Origin of the sequence: Acinetobacter sp. YZS-X1-1, from assembly GCF_000804305.1 — a bacterium.
Lineage (GTDB): Bacteria > Pseudomonadota > Gammaproteobacteria > Pseudomonadales > Moraxellaceae > Acinetobacter > Acinetobacter variabilis.
Genome location: NZ_JWHB01000044.1, coordinates 1 through 19,756 on the forward strand (window position 1 = coordinate 1; position 19,756 = coordinate 19,756).

The following is a 19,756-nucleotide window of genomic DNA, read 5'->3' on the forward strand; positions in this document are numbered from 1 at the left end:
CAGCCGATTCCTTGCGTTCAGAATAACGATCAGTCAGGTATTTGCTTTGACCACGAGTCAGTAGAGTGAACTTAAATAACTCTTCCATGACATCCACAATCCGGTCATAGAAAGCTGAAGGCTTCATTCGTCCATCTTCTTCAAATTCCAAGAAAGCTTTCGGAATTGAAGACTGATTTGGAATGGTGATCATCCGCATCCACCGCCCCAAAATACGCATCTGGTTCAGGCTGTTAAATGACTGTGATCCACCACTGACTTGCATCAAGGCAAGGGTTTTAACTTGGGTAGCACGGATTGCTCCTCCTGCAAGTGGAATCCAGTCTATTTGTGATTTAAAAATGGAACTCATAGAACCATGACGTTCAGGTGAACACCAGACCATACCTTCAGACCATGCAAGAAGCTCATGCAGTTCTTTTACTTTTGGATGCTCAGTATCCGCATCTTCTGGCAAAGGAAGGCCCCACAAGTGATAGATACAGATAAAGCACACATATGGAGGTGCTTTGTCACGGTTAAAATGGGAAAGAAAATGTCCACCAGATCTTGAGCACAGGCAGGTTAAGTATAAAAATAACGTGATCGAATGTAATCATGGCAAGCTAAAGCGGATCATTAGGGCCACTTTAGGATTCAAATCGATGAAGACGGCTATGCCACATGCATCTATTCAGATGGCATTAAACACCGATGATGTACAGACGAAGTAGTAGCAGCCGATCCTACTAAAAGAATAGCAAACGATAAAAACAGCGATAAGCATGTTTTTAACCACTGCATAAAAATAGACCAAAAATTAAGCTTTTTTAGTTTTACAGATTCGAAAATAAATAGTAATAATTCATGAATAGTAGCCGAAGCTACCATTCATGATTCCAAGTCATATTATTTTAAAAAACTAATTCGATACCTGCACCATATTTCCATCCCTTTTCAGACTCTGTTGCCTCTTGCATAGAAGTGGCTTTCTGTCCTTTTTCATATTGGTAAGCAACATCAATGAAAGGTTTAATTCGCTTAGTAATCTCATATCGGGTTTTGATACCAGTTTTAAGTTCTGATAAACCTGATTTTGCAGCATAGTTAGAATCATCGCTAAATATTACATCTGCTTCGATATAAGGTTGAGTAATAAGTTTCTGAGTTAAAAGCAAATCACGTTCTAATTCAAAACTTGCTCCCCAAAAATTATTCTCACCGCCATAAAGATATGCTTGTGTTTCAAAGAAATAAGGAGCTAGACCTAATATACCAATAACCCCATCCACTCGATCGCTGCTGCTGTTATTTTTATCTTCACTATATCTTACCCCAGCTTGTACATCCCAAAATGGGGCTACGTTACGGCTATAAAGTGCTGATACAGCATATTTTGGATCATTACTTTCTGACTTTTCCGAATTGGCTTCAATAAATAGACGATTTTCATCTGTTCCAATTAAAGTTTCAAACTTTGTTCCTAGGTTGCCCTTACCGTCTTCATCAACCATCCATTCATTTTCAAATTTTGTCGTTTGATAAATTTGTCCACCATGTTCTTTAAGATGATTGTCATGAGGTGAGTTAGAGTTCTCAAGCGCAATCTGGACACTCTTATCCCCCATATTCGCATTTTCCATTGAATAATATTCTGGATAACGCTCTTGAAGGGAATACTTTAATCCTCCAGATTCCTGTAAAAGAATTTTCATATTTTTTGTAATATTACTGTCTTGTACAGGAGTTTCATTTTTAGCGAACGTTAGATTTGATAATCCAAATAGCGCAATCATCAAAGTTGTTTTTGAAAACAAATTATTAGTGATGTGCATGTGGATTTACTCCCTTCTCATTTACTTGGGACTGAGGAACAGTCTTTGTAGAATTACCATCTTCCACTTGAGCTACAATGAGTTTATTCATCATTCCTGCACTCATATGGTAAAGCAGGTGACAATGAATAGCCCACTCACCTAACTCATCAGCTGTGAGTAGAGTGGTTATCGTTTTCCCAGGTGGAACAATTACCGTATGTTTGTTTGGCATATTGCTTGGATCCTGACCATTCTCAAGCTGCATAAACATGCCATGTAAGTGCATTGGGTGAGCCATCATACTGTCATTGACAAATTTTAAGCGAATACGTTCACCATACTTCACCACTAGTGGGTCGGCTTCATTAAATTTTTTACCATTTATTGTCCAAATATAACGCTCCATGTTTCCACCAAGACGGATCTCTATTTCACGTTCAGCTGCACGAGTGTCTTTTTGAGGATCTAACGATTGCAAATCACTATATTGCAATGCTTTATTACCTTCAGGTGTTGAAGCATTTGCCCATCCAAATACGGTATTATCATTCTTGTCTGAAGCCGCCTTAACAGTAGCGCTATTCATCGGCATATCATGATCCATACCTTTCATAGAAGACATATCATGATCCATACCTTTCATAGAAGACATATCATGATTCATACCTTTCATAGAAGACATATCATGATCCATACCTTTCATAGAAGACATATCATGATCCATACCTTTCATAGAAGACATATCATGATCCATACCTTTCATAGAAGACATATCATGATCCATACCTTTCATAGAAGACATATCATGATCCATACCTTTCATAGAAGACATATCATGATCCATACCTTTCATAGAAGACATATCATGATCCATACCTTTCATAGAAGACATATCATGATCCATACCTTTCATAGAAGACATATCATGATCCATACCTTTCATAGAAGACATATCATGATCCATACCTTTCATAGAAGACATATCATGATCCATACCTTTCATAGAAGACATATCATGATCCATACCTTTCATAGAAGACATATCATGATCCATACCTTTCATAGAAGACATATCATGATCCATACCTTTCATAGAAGACATATCATGATCCATACCTTTCATAGAAGACATATCATGATCCATACCTTTCATAGAAGACATATCATGATCCATACCTTTCATAGAAGACATATCATGATCCATACCTTTCATAGAAGACATATCATGATTCATACCTTTCATAGAAGACATATCATGATCCATACCTTTCATAGAAGACATATCGTGATTCATATCTTTCATAGATGACATGTCATGGCTCATCCCCATATCTTCCATAGTTAATAAAGCACGAGGGCGAGATTTAGGCATCTCAATTTGTTTGACTGCTGGGCTGCTTTCTTCATGTAATGTTCCCACTGAAAAACCGGTACGATCAATAGATTCAGCTTCAATTTGGTAATGTGCTTGTTTTGGTTCCACAATGACATCATAGGTTTCAGCAGTACCAATACGGAACTCATCTACAGGAACGGGCTTTACAGGTTGACCATCAGCACTGACTACAGTCATTTTTAGGTTTGGAATGCGTACATCAAAGAATGACATAGCGGAAGCATTAATAAAACGAAGGCGAACTTTTTCACCAGCTTTGAAGTTACCGGTCCAGTTTTGCTGAGGTGTTTTGCCATTCATTAAAAATGTATAACCAGTCACATCGGACATATCTGTTTTCAACATCCGCATCTGATTCCACATAGAGCGGTCTTGCCAAGTTGCCTTTAATCCATCACGTTTAACTTGTTTTAATACATCGAATACTGTTTCGCGACGGTTCTGATAGTAATCTGCTTCTTTTTTAAGATTTTTCATAATTTGATCACTTGTTGAATTATGAAAATCAGAAAGCAAAACAACGTAATCTTTATCGGTTTTTTCAGCAGCTGTTAGTGGAGTTTTATCTTTAGGATAAATAACAAAAGCACCATATAAACCGTCTTGTTCTTGTCCTTTACTATGTGAATGATACCAATAAGTACCATTTTGGCGGACTTTAAACTTATATTCATAAGTTTTATTAGGGGCAATGCCATTAAATTTGTTAAATCCAGGTACACCATCCATAATTCCAGGTAATAATAAGCCATGCCAATGGATTGAAGAGTCCTGATTTTTTAACTTATTGTGAACACGGATAACGGCCTCATCACCTTCTTCAAATTCAAGAAGTGGTGCAACGAATTTACCATTAACGGTAATTCTCTTTAGCGGTTTTCCTGTGATATTTACAGTTTGTTCAGCGATTGTTAAATCATATTCTTTAACTGCCGCCATTACCCAAGTTGATGAAAATAAACCAACTCCAATTAAGAGTACATGACTTAACTTTTTTGACATTCTATCTCACCTTTAGAAAGGTCAAGATTGAAGTAATAAAGCAAATATTTAGTATAAACTTTAATACTTCTTTCTCGCTATTTATAAAATTATTTATTGCTACCAGGCATATTCATCTTTGAATGATCCATTTTAGAATGGTCCATATTCATCATAGAATGATCCATTTTTGACATGTCAGATGAGTTAGGAGACTGATGTTGACTATGATCTTGCTGAGTCTTGTCATCTTTTTCCATTTTACAAGGTTTTGTACAAGGTTTCTGTGCTTTTACCGTTTTAGTGGCACTTGAGGTTGATACATCTTTTGTCCAAGATTGAGTACCAGCAATTAAAGTTCCAGCACACATTAAAATTGTTAGACTACGACGCACTACAGTTTTCATAAGTTTCTCTAAAAGTTAATTTCTTGCTACTACAATAAAGTGAAGCACTGAACATCTAAGTGACTTGAAAATGACATTTTTGTAATCTATCTCGATCAGATGTTTTATAACGTTATTATAGTTTTAATGAATGACTTAGGATTCGGAAATGAGAATACTATTAGTTGAAGATGAACAAAAAACTGGTGATTATCTCAAGCAAGGTTTATCCGAAGCTGGCTATATTACGGACTGGGTTACAGATGGGTTAACGGGTAAACATCAAGCTCTTTCTGAAGAGTATGACTTAATTATTTTAGACGTGATGTTACCTGGACTAAATGGTTGGAATATTATCAATGATATTCGTAGCAGCGGTAAAACAATGCCCATTCTTTTTCTTACCGCCCGAGATCAAATCGAAGATCGAGTAAAAGGATTAGAGCTAGGCGCTGATGATTATTTAGTTAAGCCTTTTGCTTTTGCAGAGCTTCTAGCTCGAATAAAAACGCTCCTTAGACGAGGGCAACAAAGAGAAGATAATAATATTATTAAGATTGCTGATTTAGAACTTGATTTGAGAAAACGTCGGGTAACACGAGCAGGTCAACGCATTGATTTAACGGCTAAAGAATTCGCGCTTATGGAGCTTTTTATGCGTAGAAGAGGTGAAATTCTACCAAGAGCACTTATTGCATCTCAAATTTGGGATATGAACTTTGATAGTGATACGAATGTCGTTGAAGTCGCTATTAAACGATTAAGAAGTAAAGTTGACAGTAACTTTACTCCCAAATTAATTCAGAATATTCGAGGAATGGGGTATGTACTAGAGGTAGAGGATGAATAATAATTTATTCAGAGCGATCAGTTTCCGGATCGGTATCATTTTCTCATTATCTACTATTTTCATTCTAATTATTATGGGTTTGTTCATAAATAAATTAGTAATGCATCATTTTGAGACTCAAGACCGTACCCAATTAGAAGGTAAAATTCAGCTGATTCAGAATCTTATCCAACAGAATCCTAAAAACTCTCCAGAACTTAATCTTTATTTGAGAGACGCTTTAGTTGGACACCATGATCTTATGGTTCAAATAGAACGACCGACAGGTAAAGTTTTATTTAGTTCAGCACCTTCAACAATTAATACTCAACACTTAACCAAGTCAGCAAATAATTCATGGATTAAATGGAAAATTCAGGATAAGACTTATCGTGGCATGATCTACAACACGGATATAAACAAAAATACTGAGATACAATCTGTACGCATTATTGTGGGGATCGATACATCTGAACATCTACATTTTTTAAATGATTTTAAGCGTCAACTTTTTTACATTGGTTTAGCCGGTACGATTTGTTTAATGTTTTTAGGCTGGTTTGCAACCTGGAGAGGTTTAAGACCCGTGCAAAAAATGGCTAAGGTCGCAGAAGGCATTTCTGCCCAACATCTTTCAGAACGTTTAGAAGTTGAGCACACACCAACAGAACTAAAATCATTAGCAATTGCCTTCAATGATATGCTCGACAGACTAGAATCAGCTTTAGAAAGGCTTTCCGATTTTTCATCTGATTTAGCGCATGAAATTAGAACACCGATTAATAACTTAATGACTCAAACTCAAGTATGTCTTGCCCGTAACCGAGATATTGGTACTTATCAAGAAATACTATTTTCTAATTTAGAAGAATTAGAACGTTTGGCTCGAATGGTATCCAATATGCTTTTCTTGGCAAAAGCAGAACATGGCCTAAAATTACAGAACTTACAGAATATTGACCTGGTTAAAGAAGTTACAGCCTTATTTGATTTCTATGATGCGCTAGCTGCCGAAAAAAATATGACGCTTCAACAAACAGGATCTGGAAATGTCAAAGGTGATCCTGCTATGTTACGTCGAGCACTCAGCAATCTATTATCTAATGCAGTTAAATATGGAAATAAGAATTCTACAATACGCATAAAACTTCAACAGAATTTAGATAACACAATATTTTCAATTGAAAATGAAGGCCCTGAAATCTCTCCTGAACAACTATCCAGGTTATTTGATCGATTTTATCGAACAGATGCATCTAGACAAAGAACAGAAGAAGGAACCGGCTTAGGGCTCGCGATAACAAAATCTATTCTTGATATGCTTGGGGCGACCATCCAGGCTGAATCCCTCAATGGTCGAATCATTTTTACCATTGTTTTTCAAAGTGAATCCATGCAAGGGGAATCATTTTAACTCATTTTTTGAACATCTTCCATTTACCCGAGTTGACCTTACATAAAGCTCAAACTGAGAGCCAGAGCTACGCCAGCACCTATCATGGCAATTGTGTAGCCAAATATGATAGCTCGGCCAAACTGTGCCCCCCCCTGTCATCCATGCAATTGTCGCTTTGCTTAACATGTTGCTCAGTGTGGCTAGCCCTAGCGCGACAGCAGCCACATTTGTTGTTAAGCCTTCAGTACTATGCAGGCGGGCAAGTGAGACTAAAATAGCATCTACGTCTGCTAGCCCAGAAATAGTCGATAATACGAAGATGCCGCTGGTGCCCAACCATTGTTTTGCTGCCGGGACCAAGACTGCCATGACAGCCAGGAAAGCAGCGAAGCTGAATGCTGTCCCAAGATCAAAAGGAGCCATTGCTTCTATTGTTCGATCGTTGTTTTCAGCGCTGGTAATTTGGCGTTGTCTCCACAATGCCATACCCAGCAGAAGGATTCCCGCAATCATCATTGCACCACCAAAAGTGCTTAGCAATGCTGGCTCAATGACGCCTATCAGCACAACCATACGAAAAAACATGATGCCACAGGCAGCCAATGTTCCAGAAATAGCAGCACTGACCATGACGGGGTGCTGGCGTGTATAGCGTGCCAGTGCGACAGTTGCAGCTGTAGACGATGCCAAACCACCCAATAGACCTGTCCAGAATATGCCTCTTTCTGAACCGGTAAGCCGCATGGCAAAATGACCTGCCAGAGAGAGTCCGGCAATCAGGATCACTGCCCACCATAACTGGTAAGGATTTAATGCAGCAAAAGGTCCCAGACCCGTATTGGGTAAGTAGGGTAATATAACGACAGAAAGTACCAGCAACTGCAGGGATGCGGTTAATTCACGATGCTCTATCAAGCGTAGCCAACCGTGTAAGGTTGGCTTGAGATCCAAAAATACAGCGACGATTACAGCCGCGGTTAATGCTAAAGTAACATTGCCATGGGATGCATATGCACCTAAAACTAATGTCAACAGCATCGCAATAATTGTGGTAGCACTTAAATTACCGGAAATTTTTGCGGTACGAGCATAGGACACTGTTAGTAATAAGGAAAGCCCTAATACGGCCGCAACTAGCGGCCAAGCTCCGAAGTTTGGTTGTAAATGACCGAGCACTCCTCCGAGCAATCCTGTCAATGTGAAGGTACGTAGACCTGCTACTCGGCTGCCTTCTGGCAGTTCTCGATCCTGCCATCCTCGTTCTAAACCAATGAGCAGGCCGATGGCGAGTGCTGCAACCAGCCCTGATACATCTGGTGGAAGAAAGGAACTCTCTATCATAACTTTTTATTTCGCAGGCGAAGGGCATTGGTGATGACTGAAGCTGAACTCAAACTCATAGCCAAGGCGGCAATCATCGGTGACAACAACCAACCGGTAAATGGATATAGTACGCCAGCCGCGATAGGGATACCCAAAGCATTGTAAAGGAAAGCAAACATGAGGTTCTGTTTCATGTTGCCGACAGTAGCTTCCGAAAGTGAACGGGCAACAGCAATCCCTCGTAAATCTCCCTTGACCAGCGTAACTTGGGCACTATTCATTGCAACATCAGTCCCGGTTCCCATAGCGATACCGACATCAGCTTTAGCCAAGGCTGGTGCATCATTGATGCCATCACCAGCCATAGCCACGATGCGACCTTCCTTCTGCAATTTGCTGACCAGTTCTAGTTTATCTGCGGGTTTGACTTCGCCATGTACCTCATCAATGCCTAGACGTGCTGCGACTGAACGGGCAGTGGTGAGACCATCTCCTGTTGCCATCACGATACGTAGACCCGCTTCCTTCAGGGTGGCAAGTGCTTCTGGGGTATTTTTTTTGATGGGATCGGATACTGCAAGCAGACCGGCCAATTCACCATTGATGGCTAGATGCATCACACTTGCACCTTCCGAACGCAGCTCTTCGGCTTGCGGAATCAGAGATTGTACCGAGATACCCAATTGCTCCATCAGTGCTGTGTTGCCCAAAGCTAACTGACGATCGCCCACTTGACCTCGAACACCAATCCCTGAGCCCGATTCAAAATTATCTGGTGTTTCAAGAGACAGGCCACGTTCGTGTGCTGCGTTTACAATCGCTTCGGCTAGCGGGTGTTCACTGCCTTGATCAAGACTGGCGGCTAAACGTAATACTTCAGATTCGTCAAAATCTGATGCGGCAACTACACGATCGAATACAGGGCGTCCTTCAGTTAACGTACCTGTTTTATCGATGATTAGTGTGTCAATCTTGCGTAGATTCTCAATGGCTGCTGCATCACGGAACAGCACACCATGAGTAGCACCTTGACCCGTCGCAACCATGATAGACATTGGAGTTGCCAAGCCTAGTGCACAAGGACAGGCAATAATGAGTACTGCCACAGCATTGATTAATGCATAAACCCAGCTTGATTCTTCTGGGCCGAATAGTCCCCATCCAAAGAAGGTAAGCAAGGCAATGGTCACTACAGCCATGACGAACCAACCTGCTACCTGATCAGCCATACGTTGCATTGGTGCTCTCGATCGTTGAGCTTGCGCCACCATCTGTACGATCTGGGATAACATGGTACTTGAACCAATTTTCTCTGAACGCATGATCAATGAACCATTGGTATTCAGGGTAGCTCCAATGACTTTATCGCCGATACGTTTAGTGATAGGTAAAGGTTCACCTGTCAGCATCGATTCATCCACTGAACTACTTCCTTCAGTGATTACACCATCCACAGGCACTTTTTCACCTGGGCGAATTCTGAGTAAATCTCCTACATGGACATGCGTTAGAGGAACATCTTCTTCAGTTCCATCAGGCAGGATTCGGCGAGCTGTTTTAGGAGCGAGCCCAAGGAGTGACTTAATTGCAACAGAAGTTTGCGAACGTGCTTTTAACTCCAATATTTGTCCCAGTAGGGTCAATGAAATGATGACCGCTGAAGCTTCAAAGTAAACAGCGACACGACCCATGGAAATAAATGAGTCTGGGAAGATTTGCGGTGCAATGGTTGCGACCACACTATAAATAAATGCAGCTCCAGTGCCCAAACCAATCAGCGTCCACATGTTCGGGCTGCGATTCACAACCGATTGCCAACCCCGGGAAAAAAATGGCCAACCTGCCCAAAGTACAATTGGGAGTGACAACACCAGTTCAATCCAGCTCTGAACCGCCATATTGAACAGGTTCATTTGATGACCAAACATCGCCAAAAAAGTCACGATGATGGTCAATGGCAGTGTCCACCAGAAGCGTCGGCGGAAATCACGTAACTCCGGATTCTCATCTTCCTCTAATTCAGGAATGAGTGGCTCCAGTGTCATTCCGCATTTAGGACAGTTTCCAGGATGATCTTGTTTAATTTCTGGATGCATTGGGCACGTATAGATGATCGTGCCTGTTGTGCTTGTCTCATTAACGGATTGAGTAGTCTGATGATGCTGTGTATGTGCATCGGCAGTCGTCGTTGCGGGTTTAGCGATATATTGCACCGGGCTGCTATGAAACTTTGATTGACATTTATCACTGCAAAAAAAGTAAGTTTTCCCCTTAAATTCCTCATGGTATTTCGATTCTTCAGTGACGGTCATACCACAGACTGGGTCTTTCAGTACGTCTGTTGTAGCCTGTGCCATATGGTCCTGGTTATGATTTTTTTGATCTGACATAAATAATTCTCTTATGGTAAAGTGGTTTTATGGCCGAATTTTGGAATAAATCTCGGAGTCTGTTGAGCATAGCTGTCATAGACAGCGCCAAACTGTTTACTCATTTCAGCCTCTTCCTTAATTGCCAAGCGGCTGTACATTAAGAGTAGGATTGGAAACATAATCAGTGTCAGTAAAGTTGGCCATTGCAATAAAAAACCCAGCAAGATCATCACAAAAGCCACGTATTATGGGTGACGTATACGTGCATAAGGGCCTGTGATCGCTAAAGAATGCTGACGTTGCTCGTTGTACAGCACGTGCCATGACGTTGATAACAGGTAAAATCCATAGCCCAAGAAAACGTAACTGGCGATATGCAAAATGCCAAAATGTGGATCACCTTTTTCACCTAATAGCGTTGACCACAAGTGACCTGCATTATGAGAAAGTAAGTCAAGTTGAGGGAAGCGAGTTTGAAGCCAACCAGATAACAGGTAAATGGTTAAAGGAAAACCATACATTTCGACAAATAGAGCAATGATAAAAGCCGAAAAGACCCCAAATGTACGCCAATCGCGCGCAGTGGAAGGTCTAAAAAAACTGAAAGCGAACATGATAAAAACTGCTGAGTTAATGATAACCAGCGTCCATAAACCATAAGCCGATTCCGCATGATTCATGATGGATCTCCTGATAAGAGCTATTTTTTGTTATCAGATATATCGGATTTTTTTTGCTGCGAGTGGTTATGCCCATGACCACCATGCATAAAAATATGCATCAGTGGACACGCTAAAAGGAATAAATAAGGCAAAGCACCGATAACGTGGGCTAAATGTTCCGTTAATAGAAAATAAGCTGCGATACCACCCAGCACGATTAGACCAATGGCATAACGTGTAGACCAGAAGTTAGGTACTGAATTATTTTCTTGGTGTTGGTGATTCATGGTGCTTTCCCCTAATTCATGGGTAACTATTTAGTTGCTGACGGAGGCATACAGTCCATCATCATCTGCATCATGGATTGCATCATGTCCATACGTTTTTCCATCATTTGCTGACGGTCAGCCATATTGGCATTCATGCTTTGGCTACCCATCTGTTTCATCATGCTTATACCTCCTTGCATGAGTTTCATGTGCTCAGCCATAAGTTTCTGACGTTCTTGCGGGTTTTTTGCAGCCATCATCTTTTCATGCATGGCTTGCATCGCTTTCATGTGCTGGTCCATTGCAGCCATTTTGTCTGGAGTCATCGTGCCAGTAGCTGTCTTTTTAACAGTGACTGTGGATGGAGGAGTATTTTCTGGGTGATGAGTTTGATGCTCTTCAGGATTTTGGGCTAATGCACCTAGAGCGGCAGTGGTTATACAAAGTGCAAGTAAAGTTTGGCGGATATAAGTCATGATATTTTCCTTCCATCAGTTGATCAGCCGATACAACCTTTAAATGAATGAAGCAAACAAATAGAGAGAGGTATTTTTCATTTATTTGCTCCACTCATTCTTTTGATGAAGTTGATCGCTGGTTATGCCACCGGTGTTTTACTTAGGTGGTAGCTGGTTATAGTCAATTTTTTTATTTCTATTGAATAATTTTATCACTTGAGTCTATTGATTTTTAAAAATGACAAAAATGTAATTTTGAAGTCATCGCCCTGTTTCTGTCTCTTACTAATAATTGAAATATAAGAGGAGATGATGTGGTCTCATTAAATATAGATTTTATAAAGTCATCTCTAATGAACTAACGAATCAAGAGGAAACGTAAATGAAATTATTTCAAAATAAAATGACTGCTCTACGTAATGTTGTAGTAGCTGCAACGATGATTGTGGCTACTACAACTACGTTCGCTCATGTGAGTTTAGTGAGTGCGATTCCTGCGGAAAATGCATCTATCCTTAGTCAACCAAAGAACTTGACCCTTAACTTTGGTGCAGAGGTTATGTTGATGAATATTAAGTTACTGGATGCTCAGCGAAGAGATGTTCCTTTAAAATATAAAGTTACTCATGACTTAAAGAAATCCTTTGATGTAGCTCTTCCGAAACTGAAAAAAGGTAAATATACCGTTGTCTGGACAACAATGGGGAAAGATGGTCACAACATGAATGGTGAATATAGTTTCACTATCAAATCAACTAAATAAGAATTGATTACCTTTCAACATGTCAGTGAGGTGCTGGCATGTTGTTCTAGAATGGACAAAAATAATGATTTCTGAATATTGGATGTGGGCCACTTGGTTAACTAAGGTTATTTTATATTTAAGTGTAGCTTTTGTCGTTGGTGGAGCCTTTTGCTATTTTTTACTTAGACAATATCTTGAACTAAAAGAATCGATTCTTAAATATATTACAATTGGCGCTGGATTAGGCCTAATTTCCAGTACCTTGGGATTTTTTATTCTGATTGGTAGTTTTGCCAATACTGGTATTACAGGTATGGTGGACCCCACGTATATTAATATATTGGTTAATACTCCGACGGGGTATATATACGTTCTTCGTTCTATTAGTTTTGCTCTTTTACTTCTTCTCATGGTGGTTAAACTTAACAGGAACAAAGGTCAGTTTTCTATAATTGAAAGTTCAATATTTTGTGTTTTACTTCTCCCGATTATTTTTAGTTTTTCCCAGCTCGGACATGTCGCTAATTTAACCTTACTTGCTCAAATTTTATTATCAATCCATATTCTAGTTATGTCGTTATGGATGGGGTCTTTATATCCGTTATGGAAAACCAGCCGGGAAATAAGTGGTTTACCTTTAAAAGATCGCATGCATGTATTTGGACGTATTGCTGCTTTCATTGTTGGGATATTAATCGCCTGTGGCGCTAGTGTAGCTCTTCTTTTAATTAAAGATTTTAATACCTTAATCAATACTGCATATGGCTATGGTTTCATGGTTAAAATGTTTTTTGTTATAGGTATTCTACTTTTAGCTGCCTTCAACAAATGGTATTTCACCCCGCGTCTTCAACATCCTAAATTCGCTAAACACCTTAGTCATGCCATTTTATTTGAGATGTTATTAGGTCTATCAATTCTATTAACAACAGGCTATATAACCACTGTCGTGGGTATTGAATAAGAGAATTTCAAAATAAGGGAATTGAGGAAATTTAACATTACTGCATTTATCTTTTGTAGCTGAGCAATAAAGTTTCTACTGGACTGCCAACTTACGACAATCAGAACAGTAAAATCGCATCATGAGGCATTATACATAAAGGTAGTCACCGGTTTTTAGCTTATCTTCAACCCATAACGGTCTCATCTATTCAGTTCACTACCATTGATTGAAATAACTAATCTTATAAATTTCAGAGTGATCGTAGATGACAAAAATGTCATTTTAAAGTCACATTAATGTTGGTTAAGTACTTTTACTGTAGTCATTAGAACACTCTTCTTTGGAATACTCTGAAGAAAACTGTAAGGTTGTAAACAGACCAAGTTACAGCGAGTAACTGATTCAGAAAAAGGCTGGTTGTATGGTGAAAGTTTAGAGTTACTGTTCTAATGTTTTAAACAAATGTTTTGTTAAAAAGGAGCAACATATGAAATTTCACATCGCTAATATGACTTGTGGTGGTTGTGCACGCGGCATTACTACCGCAATTAAAGAGCTCGACTCGAATGCCTCACTCGATATTGATTTACAAAACCGTATTGTTGAAATCAACACAACGGTGAGTCAGGATCAAGTCATTGCCACTCTCAGTGAGCGTGGATTTACAGCTGATCCTGCTTAATCTCTGTTAGAGTAACAGTGGGAATTCCTTACCACTTTTACTCTCTCTTATTTTCCTCATCGTACAGATAAAACCTGTACTTGCTTGAAATAAAAGTAATCCCTGAATTCCCCCTAATCTTGGTTCGAGCTGATCTTCGCATATAGAACTCAGCATATCTAAATGATAGAGATCGTATATGAGTACCGAAATGACTGATACGCCACACTACAGTGAAACATTAGAGATTGAGGGGATGACATGTGCTTCTTGTGTAGGCCGTGTGGAAAAAGCTTTAAAATCTGTTGAGGGTGTTGAATCGGCTCATGTAAATCTGGCTACCGAAAAAGCAGTCATTTATGCGCATCAACCACTTGATCGCGCTACTTTAATTAAAGCCGTAGAAAAAGCAGGCTACGAAGTGGAAGCGCTGCAACCAATAGAGCTTACGATTGAGGGTATGTCATGTGCTTCTTGTGTAGGTCGAGTAGAAAAGGCCTTAAAATCTGTTGAGGGTGTGGAATCAGCTCATGTAAATCTGGCTACTGAAAAAGCGACTATTCAGGCAAGCTCATCTGTCACTCGTGACTCGTTAATTCAGGCTGTCACCAAAGCAGGGTTTGAAGCAAAGTCAGTTCATCAAACTACGGAAAGCTTTCAAGATAAAAAAAATATTGAATTAGAAAAACTTAAAAAAGATTTAATTTTGTCAGTCTTATTGACTCTACCCGTTTTTATTTTAGAAATGGGATCACACCTGATTCCCGCCTTTCATACGTTTATGATGGATAACATTGGCCAACAAAATAGCTGGTTAATGCAATTTTTCTTGACCACAGTAGCATTAATTTTTCCAGGCCGACGCTTCTTTAAAAAGGGCATCCCAAGTTTATTCCGCTTAGCACCAGACATGAATTCCTTGGTGGCTGTAGGAACATTGGCTGCTTATCTTTATTCAGTGGTTGCTACTTTCTTTCCAAGTGTCCTGCCACAAGGCACGGTCAATGTTTATTATGAAGCTGCAGCGGTTATTATCACTTTAATTCTATTAGGTAGATTTTTTGAAGCCAAGGCAAAAGGCCGAACGTCTTTAGCAATTCAACATCTAGTTGGAATGCAGCCTAAAGTTGCCAGAATACAGCTCAATAATCAGGTGATAGAAGTTCCGATTGCCGAAGTTCAAACAGGAACGATTGTAGAGATTAGACCAGGCGAGCGTATCCCTGTCGATGGTGAAGTTATTCACGGCCAAAGTTTTATTGATGAATCCATGATTACTGGCGAGCCTATGCCCGTTGAAAAAACGATAGGCTCTACTGTGGTAGGAGGAACAATTAACCAAAGTGGCAGCTTAAATATCAAAGCCACCTCTGTTGGTAGTTCATCAGTGCTTTCTCAAATCATCCGAATGGTTGAACAGGCACAGGGTTCCAAGCTGCCTATTCAGGCATTGGTTGATAAAATTACCATGTGGTTTGTACCTGTAGTAATGGGTCTCTCTCTTTTAACTTTTATTACTTGGTTTATCTTCGGCCCTGAGCCAGCCCTAACGTTTAGCTTAGTTAATGCAGTTGCGGTACTCATTATTGCATGTCCTTGTGCAATGGGACTTGCAACGCCTACATCAATCATGGTGGGAACTGGGCGTGGTGCTGAAATGGGTGTTTTATTCCGTAAAGGGGAAGCTTTGCAGCTGCTCAAAGAAACTAAAGTGGTTGCTGTTGATAAAACAGGGACCCTGACTGAAGGGAAACCAATTTTAACCGATCTGCATGTCTTAGAAGGGTTTGAATACAATGCCGTACTTTCACTTATGGCAGCCGTTGAATCAAAGTCTGAGCATCCTATTGCTCGAGCAATTGTACAAGCCGCTATAGATAAGGAATTAATCCTGTCTCCTGTTGCTGATTTCAAGTCAGTCACGGGCTATGGAATAGAAGCAACGGTGTCTGAACATTTGGTTCATATTGGTGCAGATCGATATATGGAAAAACTAGGTTTGAATCCTAATGTTTTTTCTCAATTTTCGGATCGTTTGGGAGAAGAAGGAAAAACCCCTCTCTATGTTGCGATTGACCAGAAACTTGCTGCCATTATTGCTGTAGCAGATCCAATTAAAGAATCAACATTTGCTGCAATTGAAGCGTTACATCAGTTAGGTTTAAAGGTTGCCATGATTACAGGTGATAACCGTCATACAGCTCAAGCGATTGCAAAAAAACTAGGTATTGATGAGGTTATTGCAGAAGTCTTACCTGAAGGTAAAATAGAGGCCGTTAAAAAATTAAAAAATCAATATGGTAAACTCGCATATGTTGGAGATGGCATTAATGATGCCCCTGCACTTGCAGAAGCAGATATTGGTTTAGCAATAGGTACAGGTACAGACGTAGCTATTGAAGCTGCTGATGTGGTTTTGATGTCTGGCAACCTGAAAGGAGTGCCAAATGCTATCGCTTTAAGCAAAGCGACTATAACCAATATTCGTGAAAATTTATTTTGGGCATTTGTTTACAATGCAGCTCTGATTCCTATTGCAGCAGGTGTACTTTATCCGCAATTTGGACTGCTACTTTCTCCTGTATTTGCTGCTGGTGCAATGGCTCTCTCGTCAATATTTGTACTAGGAAATGCTTTACGATTAAAACGTTTTAAAGCCCCCCTTGCAATTATTTAACCATTTTTTATATACATTTAAAGTTTTGTTGGCTTTACTTTATATATTTGGAAATGGTCTAAGCCATGTTGGCTTTTATTAAATATCATACAGTTGATATTCTAATTATTTGAGAGGGATTAAGATGAAAAGAATTTTATTAATATGCTTTATAGGCATGTCATTTACCTATGCGAATGCTCATTCTGGGGGAACGAACTCACAGGGTTGTCATACCAACAGTAAAACTGGTGATTACCACTGTCATTAATAGGTGCGCACACAGTTTTTTTATTTAAAAGACTGTGCTTTAAAGTTATAAGTAGCGTTTAACTAAAGCTAAAAATTCATTTAGTTCTTTTTCCTTTATTTTCTCAGTATCACCGAGTACATGTTCTCTAAGATGAAGTTCTATTAACTCATTCATTAAGCCATTTATCGCACCTTTAATTGCTGCAACTTGCTGTAATACCTCAATACAAGAATTTTCAGAATTTAAAATATTCTGTTCAAGGGCATTAGTTTGACCTTGAATTCGTCTAATCCGATTTAAAATTTTTTTGTTCTGATTTAAGTGAGACATACTATTCAACCTCAAGAACATATACTATGGGGGAGTATTAATTGTGGTGCAATAAAATGTAATATCTAAATAATGTTAAAAGTGACCATTCGCATCAATTTGACGAAGGAAATCCTTTAGCACAAAAGAAAATTTTAATCGCAACCATCCTCACTGGTGTAATGATGGTGTTTGAAATTTTTGGAGGATGGTTCTTTAATTCCATGGCTTTATTGGCTGATGGATGGCATATGAGTTCTCATATGTTGGCATTGGGCTTAGCTTATTTTGCCTATAAAATGGCTCGAAAATATGCTCGTGATCAGAGATTCTGTTTCGGTACATGGAAGATAGAAATCTTAGCTGGATATTCGAGTGCCATTTTATTGATGGTTGTTGCTGTATTCATGGGTGTTCAATCGATAGAACGTTTATTCAATCCTGTGAATATTCACTACAACGAGGCAATTTCAATTGCGATTGTTGGCTTGATCGTTAATTTTATTTGTGCCTGGTTACTACGTGAAAATGGTCACCACCACCATCATCATCACTCTCATGATGACCATGACTTAAACCAGAAAGCCGCTTTTCTTCATGTAGTAGCAGATGCAGTAACTTCTGTATTAGCGATTATTGCACTTTTCGCAGGGAAGTATTTTGGATGGGATTTTTTAGATGCAATTCTAGGGATCGTAGGTGCAGTGCTTGTAGCACAATGGTCTTGGGGATTGATTAGAGAAACAGGTAAAACATTGCTTGATGCAGAGATGGAACATCCTGTAGTAAAGGAGATTCAGGAAGTTGTAGAGGAATTAGATAACCAAATTACGATTACTGATCTGCATGTCTGGAAAGTAGGTAGAAGTAAATTTTCATGTATTTTATCCCTAAATACAGTTAATGACTCCTTAACAGCAGAGGTAGTTCGTAAAGCTTTGTCAATTCATGAAGAGATTGTTCATATTTCTGTTGAAATTAACAAGAATTTCCATGTTGTTTAAATTAATATTTATTCCTTTTAAACTTTATCAGTCTATTTATGTAAATCTTAGATTAGAATTTGTTTGTTGTAGAGCGTCGGGGCGCCTCGGCAATTCTGCGTGTTGAAATAGAAAGGAAAATTCATTACTTTAAAGCGCAAAGCGTGTTGCAGATGCAGCTCTTATTCCGAGGAATTTTACACTGGTATCGCCCGCCGATAGAAACACCAGATCCGGCAGTCAGGACGTAAATAACCATTCCTCCAGTTTAAATAAAAAAACCTGCAGATTCGATGCAGGTTTTTTTTAGAGATAATCAATCGCGTCTTATTTGGCTTTACGCTCTTTCTCGATCAGGTAATTCACCACCTGAATGACTTTGGCATCATTACCCTGCACAATATATTTACCATTCACGGTCACTGCCGGAACACCACTTAACTGATACTGAGCAGCCAGATTTTTGGCTTTGGCAATTTTCGAAGTGATCGGGAAAGATTTATAAGTGCTGTTAAATTTCGCTTCAGGAATACCATAGCGGGTATAGAACTTGGCCAATTGCGCCTGTTCTAAAATTGGACGTTGCTTATCATGAATATCATGGAATAATTGTAAATGTGCTTTTTGACGCACACCCAATGCTTCAGACACATAATAAGCACGCGCTGCCTGCTCCCAGAGTGGATTCATTGCAGCCGGCGTACGTACAAAACGTACATCTTTTGGTAATTTTTTCAACCAGCCCTGCATATGTGGTTCAAGCGCGAAACAGTGACCACAGCCGTACCAGAAGAATTCACGTACCTCAATTCTGCCCGGTTTTTCGACTTTGACTGGTTTTGCAACCACCTGATAGTCCTGACCTGCCACAAAATTGGCCATAGCATTGCCTGAAAAGGCCAAAACAGATGCGGCAACAGCTCCTAAAAGGAATTTTTTCATTGGGATTATCGTCCTCTAAATCATTATGCTTAGTGTATGGGTTCACTATAAATCAATTATGCCGGTTCCGTTTTCATGCTGCGAACTTTTGTGCTATCAGAACCGCTACATTAAAGTATACGACTGATTTTAAGTCAGTTAATATGGCCATTCGACCGCTATGTGTTTTTAGATAATCACAAAAGTTAAACTTTGAGTAATAAAAACGGTTATAATTTCTACGATTAAAACGTAGTGGTCAAACCTACAGTAAATATTAGCTTCTTACTATTCTCTTCAGTAACAGCCGCGTGGCTATGATAATTGCTGGAATTTACAACATAGAACTGAGCAAAAAATGATTTATGAAAGGTTTATTAAATGGCACTGTTGCAAATAGAGATTTGAGTCGAT

Annotated in this window: 16 protein-coding genes and 7 pseudogenes; 10 read left to right on the forward strand and 13 right to left on the reverse strand. The window is 39.4% G+C overall.

Features of this window, described 5'->3' with window-relative positions; translation table 11 throughout:
* On the reverse strand, positions 1-457 hold a 457-nt coding region (locus RJ01_RS14800), incomplete at its 3' end, for an NAD(P)H-dependent oxidoreductase (RefSeq protein ID WP_376738173.1).
* 9 nt (positions 458-466) lie between these two features.
* On the opposite strand from RJ01_RS14800, the pseudogene RJ01_RS14805 reads away from it, so the two are divergent.
* Positions 467-656: pseudogene (locus tag RJ01_RS14805) on the forward strand (DDE-type integrase/transposase/recombinase); the annotation flags it as partial.
* A gap of 16 nt (positions 657-672) precedes the next feature.
* Here RJ01_RS14805 and RJ01_RS16465 read toward each other — a convergent pair.
* From RJ01_RS16465 to RJ01_RS14820, 4 genes and pseudogenes are all read right to left on the reverse strand, one after another.
* Positions 673-870, reverse strand: a pseudogene (locus RJ01_RS16465) (hypothetical protein); the annotation flags it as partial.
* Between the two features lie 23 nt (positions 871-893).
* Positions 894-1,814, reverse strand: a complete 921-nt coding sequence (locus RJ01_RS14810; protein ID WP_005237511.1) for a copper resistance protein B — start codon at positions 1,812-1,814, stop codon at positions 894-896.
* Positions 1,801-4,194 carry a copper resistance system multicopper oxidase gene (locus tag RJ01_RS14815; RefSeq protein ID WP_034171649.1) on the reverse strand — a complete coding sequence of 798 codons (2,394 nt, stop codon included), beginning with the start codon at positions 4,192-4,194 and terminating at the stop codon, positions 1,801-1,803. The genes RJ01_RS14810 and RJ01_RS14815 overlap by 14 nt, the downstream gene beginning before the upstream one ends.
* 89 nt (positions 4,195-4,283) lie before the next feature.
* Complete coding sequence (locus tag RJ01_RS14820; RefSeq protein ID WP_034171650.1) at positions 4,284-4,580, reverse strand: hypothetical protein; 297 nt, start codon at positions 4,578-4,580, stop codon at positions 4,284-4,286.
* Between the two features lie 148 nt (positions 4,581-4,728).
* Between RJ01_RS14820 and RJ01_RS14825 the strand changes: the two genes are divergently transcribed.
* Both RJ01_RS14825 and RJ01_RS14830 read left to right on the forward strand, forming a co-directional pair.
* Positions 4,729-5,409 (forward strand): heavy metal response regulator transcription factor, encoded by a 681-nt coding sequence (locus RJ01_RS14825; RefSeq protein WP_004663993.1) that lies wholly within the window; start codon positions 4,729-4,731, stop codon positions 5,407-5,409.
* Positions 5,402-6,802: a heavy metal sensor histidine kinase gene (locus tag RJ01_RS14830; protein ID WP_034171651.1), complete on the forward strand. Its 1,401-nt coding sequence runs from the start codon at positions 5,402-5,404 to the stop codon at positions 6,800-6,802. The genes RJ01_RS14825 and RJ01_RS14830 overlap by 8 nt, the downstream gene beginning before the upstream one ends.
* 38 nt (positions 6,803-6,840) lie before the next feature.
* Here RJ01_RS14830 and RJ01_RS14835 read toward each other — a convergent pair.
* From RJ01_RS14835 to RJ01_RS14855, 5 genes and pseudogenes are all read right to left on the reverse strand, one after another.
* A pseudogene (locus RJ01_RS14835) lies at positions 6,841-8,125 on the reverse strand (MgtC/SapB family protein).
* Positions 8,122-10,497 carry a heavy metal translocating P-type ATPase gene (locus RJ01_RS14840; RefSeq protein ID WP_034171652.1) on the reverse strand — a complete coding sequence of 792 codons (2,376 nt, stop codon included), beginning with the start codon at positions 10,495-10,497 and terminating at the stop codon, positions 8,122-8,124. Before RJ01_RS14840 ends, RJ01_RS14835 begins: the two are co-directional and overlap by 4 nt.
* A gap of 11 nt (positions 10,498-10,508) precedes the next feature.
* A pseudogene (locus RJ01_RS14845) lies at positions 10,509-11,159 on the reverse strand (methyltransferase family protein).
* A gap of 20 nt (positions 11,160-11,179) precedes the next feature.
* Complete coding sequence (locus tag RJ01_RS14850) at positions 11,180-11,428, reverse strand: DUF2933 domain-containing protein (protein ID WP_004695740.1); 249 nt, start codon at positions 11,426-11,428, stop codon at positions 11,180-11,182.
* 26 nt (positions 11,429-11,454) lie between these two features.
* Positions 11,455-11,886, reverse strand: coding sequence for a hypothetical protein (locus RJ01_RS14855; protein ID WP_034171653.1), 432 nt, complete (start codon positions 11,884-11,886; stop codon positions 11,455-11,457).
* Between the two features lie 364 nt (positions 11,887-12,250).
* Between RJ01_RS14855 and RJ01_RS14860 the strand changes: the two genes are divergently transcribed.
* The 5 genes from RJ01_RS14860 (at position 12,251) to RJ01_RS16230 (ending at position 17,147) form a co-directional block, all read left to right on the forward strand.
* Positions 12,251-12,631 carry a copper resistance protein CopC gene (locus RJ01_RS14860; RefSeq protein WP_004681441.1) on the forward strand — a complete coding sequence of 127 codons (381 nt, stop codon included), beginning with the start codon at positions 12,251-12,253 and terminating at the stop codon, positions 12,629-12,631.
* Between the two features lie 64 nt (positions 12,632-12,695).
* On the forward strand, positions 12,696-13,577 hold the full coding sequence (locus RJ01_RS14865; RefSeq protein WP_005105846.1) for a copper resistance D family protein: 882 nt from the start codon (positions 12,696-12,698) through the stop codon (positions 13,575-13,577).
* Positions 13,578-14,046: 469 nt separating this feature from the next.
* Complete coding sequence (locus tag RJ01_RS14870) at positions 14,047-14,241, forward strand: heavy-metal-associated domain-containing protein (RefSeq protein WP_004281879.1); 195 nt, start codon at positions 14,047-14,049, stop codon at positions 14,239-14,241.
* 178 nt (positions 14,242-14,419) lie between these two features.
* Positions 14,420-16,897 (forward strand): heavy metal translocating P-type ATPase, encoded by a 2,478-nt coding sequence (locus RJ01_RS14875; protein ID WP_004281880.1) that lies wholly within the window; start codon positions 14,420-14,422, stop codon positions 16,895-16,897.
* 157 nt (positions 16,898-17,054) lie between these two features.
* A complete protein-coding gene (locus RJ01_RS16230) occupies positions 17,055-17,147 on the forward strand; it encodes a YHYH domain-containing protein (protein WP_151809984.1) in 93 nt (30 codons plus the stop codon).
* 45 nt (positions 17,148-17,192) lie between these two features.
* Here the strand turns inward: RJ01_RS16230 and RJ01_RS14880 are convergent, their stop codons facing one another.
* Positions 17,193-17,459, reverse strand: a complete 267-nt coding sequence (locus RJ01_RS14880; protein WP_005006352.1) for a metal/formaldehyde-sensitive transcriptional repressor — start codon at positions 17,457-17,459, stop codon at positions 17,193-17,195.
* Between the two features lie 80 nt (positions 17,460-17,539).
* Here RJ01_RS14880 and dmeF point away from each other — a divergent pair.
* Positions 17,540-18,442 (forward strand): annotated as a pseudogene (gene dmeF / locus RJ01_RS14885) (CDF family Co(II)/Ni(II) efflux transporter DmeF); the annotation flags it as partial.
* Between the two features lie 128 nt (positions 18,443-18,570).
* Positions 18,571-18,672, forward strand: a pseudogene (locus tag RJ01_RS16895) (TetR family transcriptional regulator); the annotation flags it as partial.
* 76 nt (positions 18,673-18,748) lie between these two features.
* Here the strand turns inward: RJ01_RS16895 and RJ01_RS14890 are convergent.
* Together RJ01_RS14890 and RJ01_RS16900 are read right to left on the reverse strand one after the other, a co-directional pair.
* The gene (locus tag RJ01_RS14890) at positions 18,749-19,363 is read right to left on the reverse strand and encodes a thiol:disulfide interchange protein DsbA/DsbL (protein ID WP_034171654.1); all 615 of its coding nucleotides are present in this window, start codon (positions 19,361-19,363) and stop codon (positions 18,749-18,751) included.
* 177 nt (positions 19,364-19,540) lie between these two features.
* Positions 19,541-19,662 (reverse strand): annotated as a pseudogene (locus RJ01_RS16900) (cation transporter); the annotation flags it as partial.
* Positions 19,663-19,756: the final 94 nt, after the last annotated feature.

Coding starts and splice junctions, on each gene's coding strand:
- RJ01_RS14810 (WP_005237511.1), bottom strand. CDS start 1,814: ATGCACATCACTAATAATTTGTTTTCAAAAACAACTTTGATGATTGCG.
- RJ01_RS14815 (WP_034171649.1), bottom strand. CDS start 4,194: ATGTCAAAAAAGTTAAGTCATGTACTCTTAATTGGAGTTGGTTTATTT.
- RJ01_RS14820 (WP_034171650.1), bottom strand. CDS start 4,580: ATGAAAACTGTAGTGCGTCGTAGTCTAACAATTTTAATGTGTGCTGGA.
- RJ01_RS14825 (WP_004663993.1), top strand. CDS start 4,729: ATGAGAATACTATTAGTTGAAGATGAACAAAAAACTGGTGATTATCTC.
- RJ01_RS14830 (WP_034171651.1), top strand. CDS start 5,402: ATGAATAATAATTTATTCAGAGCGATCAGTTTCCGGATCGGTATCATT.
- RJ01_RS14840 (WP_034171652.1), bottom strand. CDS start 10,497: ATGTCAGATCAAAAAAATCATAACCAGGACCATATGGCACAGGCTACA.
- RJ01_RS14850 (WP_004695740.1), bottom strand. CDS start 11,428: ATGAATCACCAACACCAAGAAAATAATTCAGTACCTAACTTCTGGTCT.
- RJ01_RS14855 (WP_034171653.1), bottom strand. CDS start 11,886: ATGACTTATATCCGCCAAACTTTACTTGCACTTTGTATAACCACTGCC.
- RJ01_RS14860 (WP_004681441.1), top strand. CDS start 12,251: ATGAAATTATTTCAAAATAAAATGACTGCTCTACGTAATGTTGTAGTA.
- RJ01_RS14865 (WP_005105846.1), top strand. CDS start 12,696: ATGATTTCTGAATATTGGATGTGGGCCACTTGGTTAACTAAGGTTATT.
- RJ01_RS14870 (WP_004281879.1), top strand. CDS start 14,047: ATGAAATTTCACATCGCTAATATGACTTGTGGTGGTTGTGCACGCGGC.
- RJ01_RS14875 (WP_004281880.1), top strand. CDS start 14,420: ATGAGTACCGAAATGACTGATACGCCACACTACAGTGAAACATTAGAG.
- RJ01_RS16230 (WP_151809984.1), top strand. CDS start 17,055: ATGTCATTTACCTATGCGAATGCTCATTCTGGGGGAACGAACTCACAG.
- RJ01_RS14880 (WP_005006352.1), bottom strand. CDS start 17,459: ATGTCTCACTTAAATCAGAACAAAAAAATTTTAAATCGGATTAGACGA.
- RJ01_RS14890 (WP_034171654.1), bottom strand. CDS start 19,363: ATGAAAAAATTCCTTTTAGGAGCTGTTGCCGCATCTGTTTTGGCCTTT.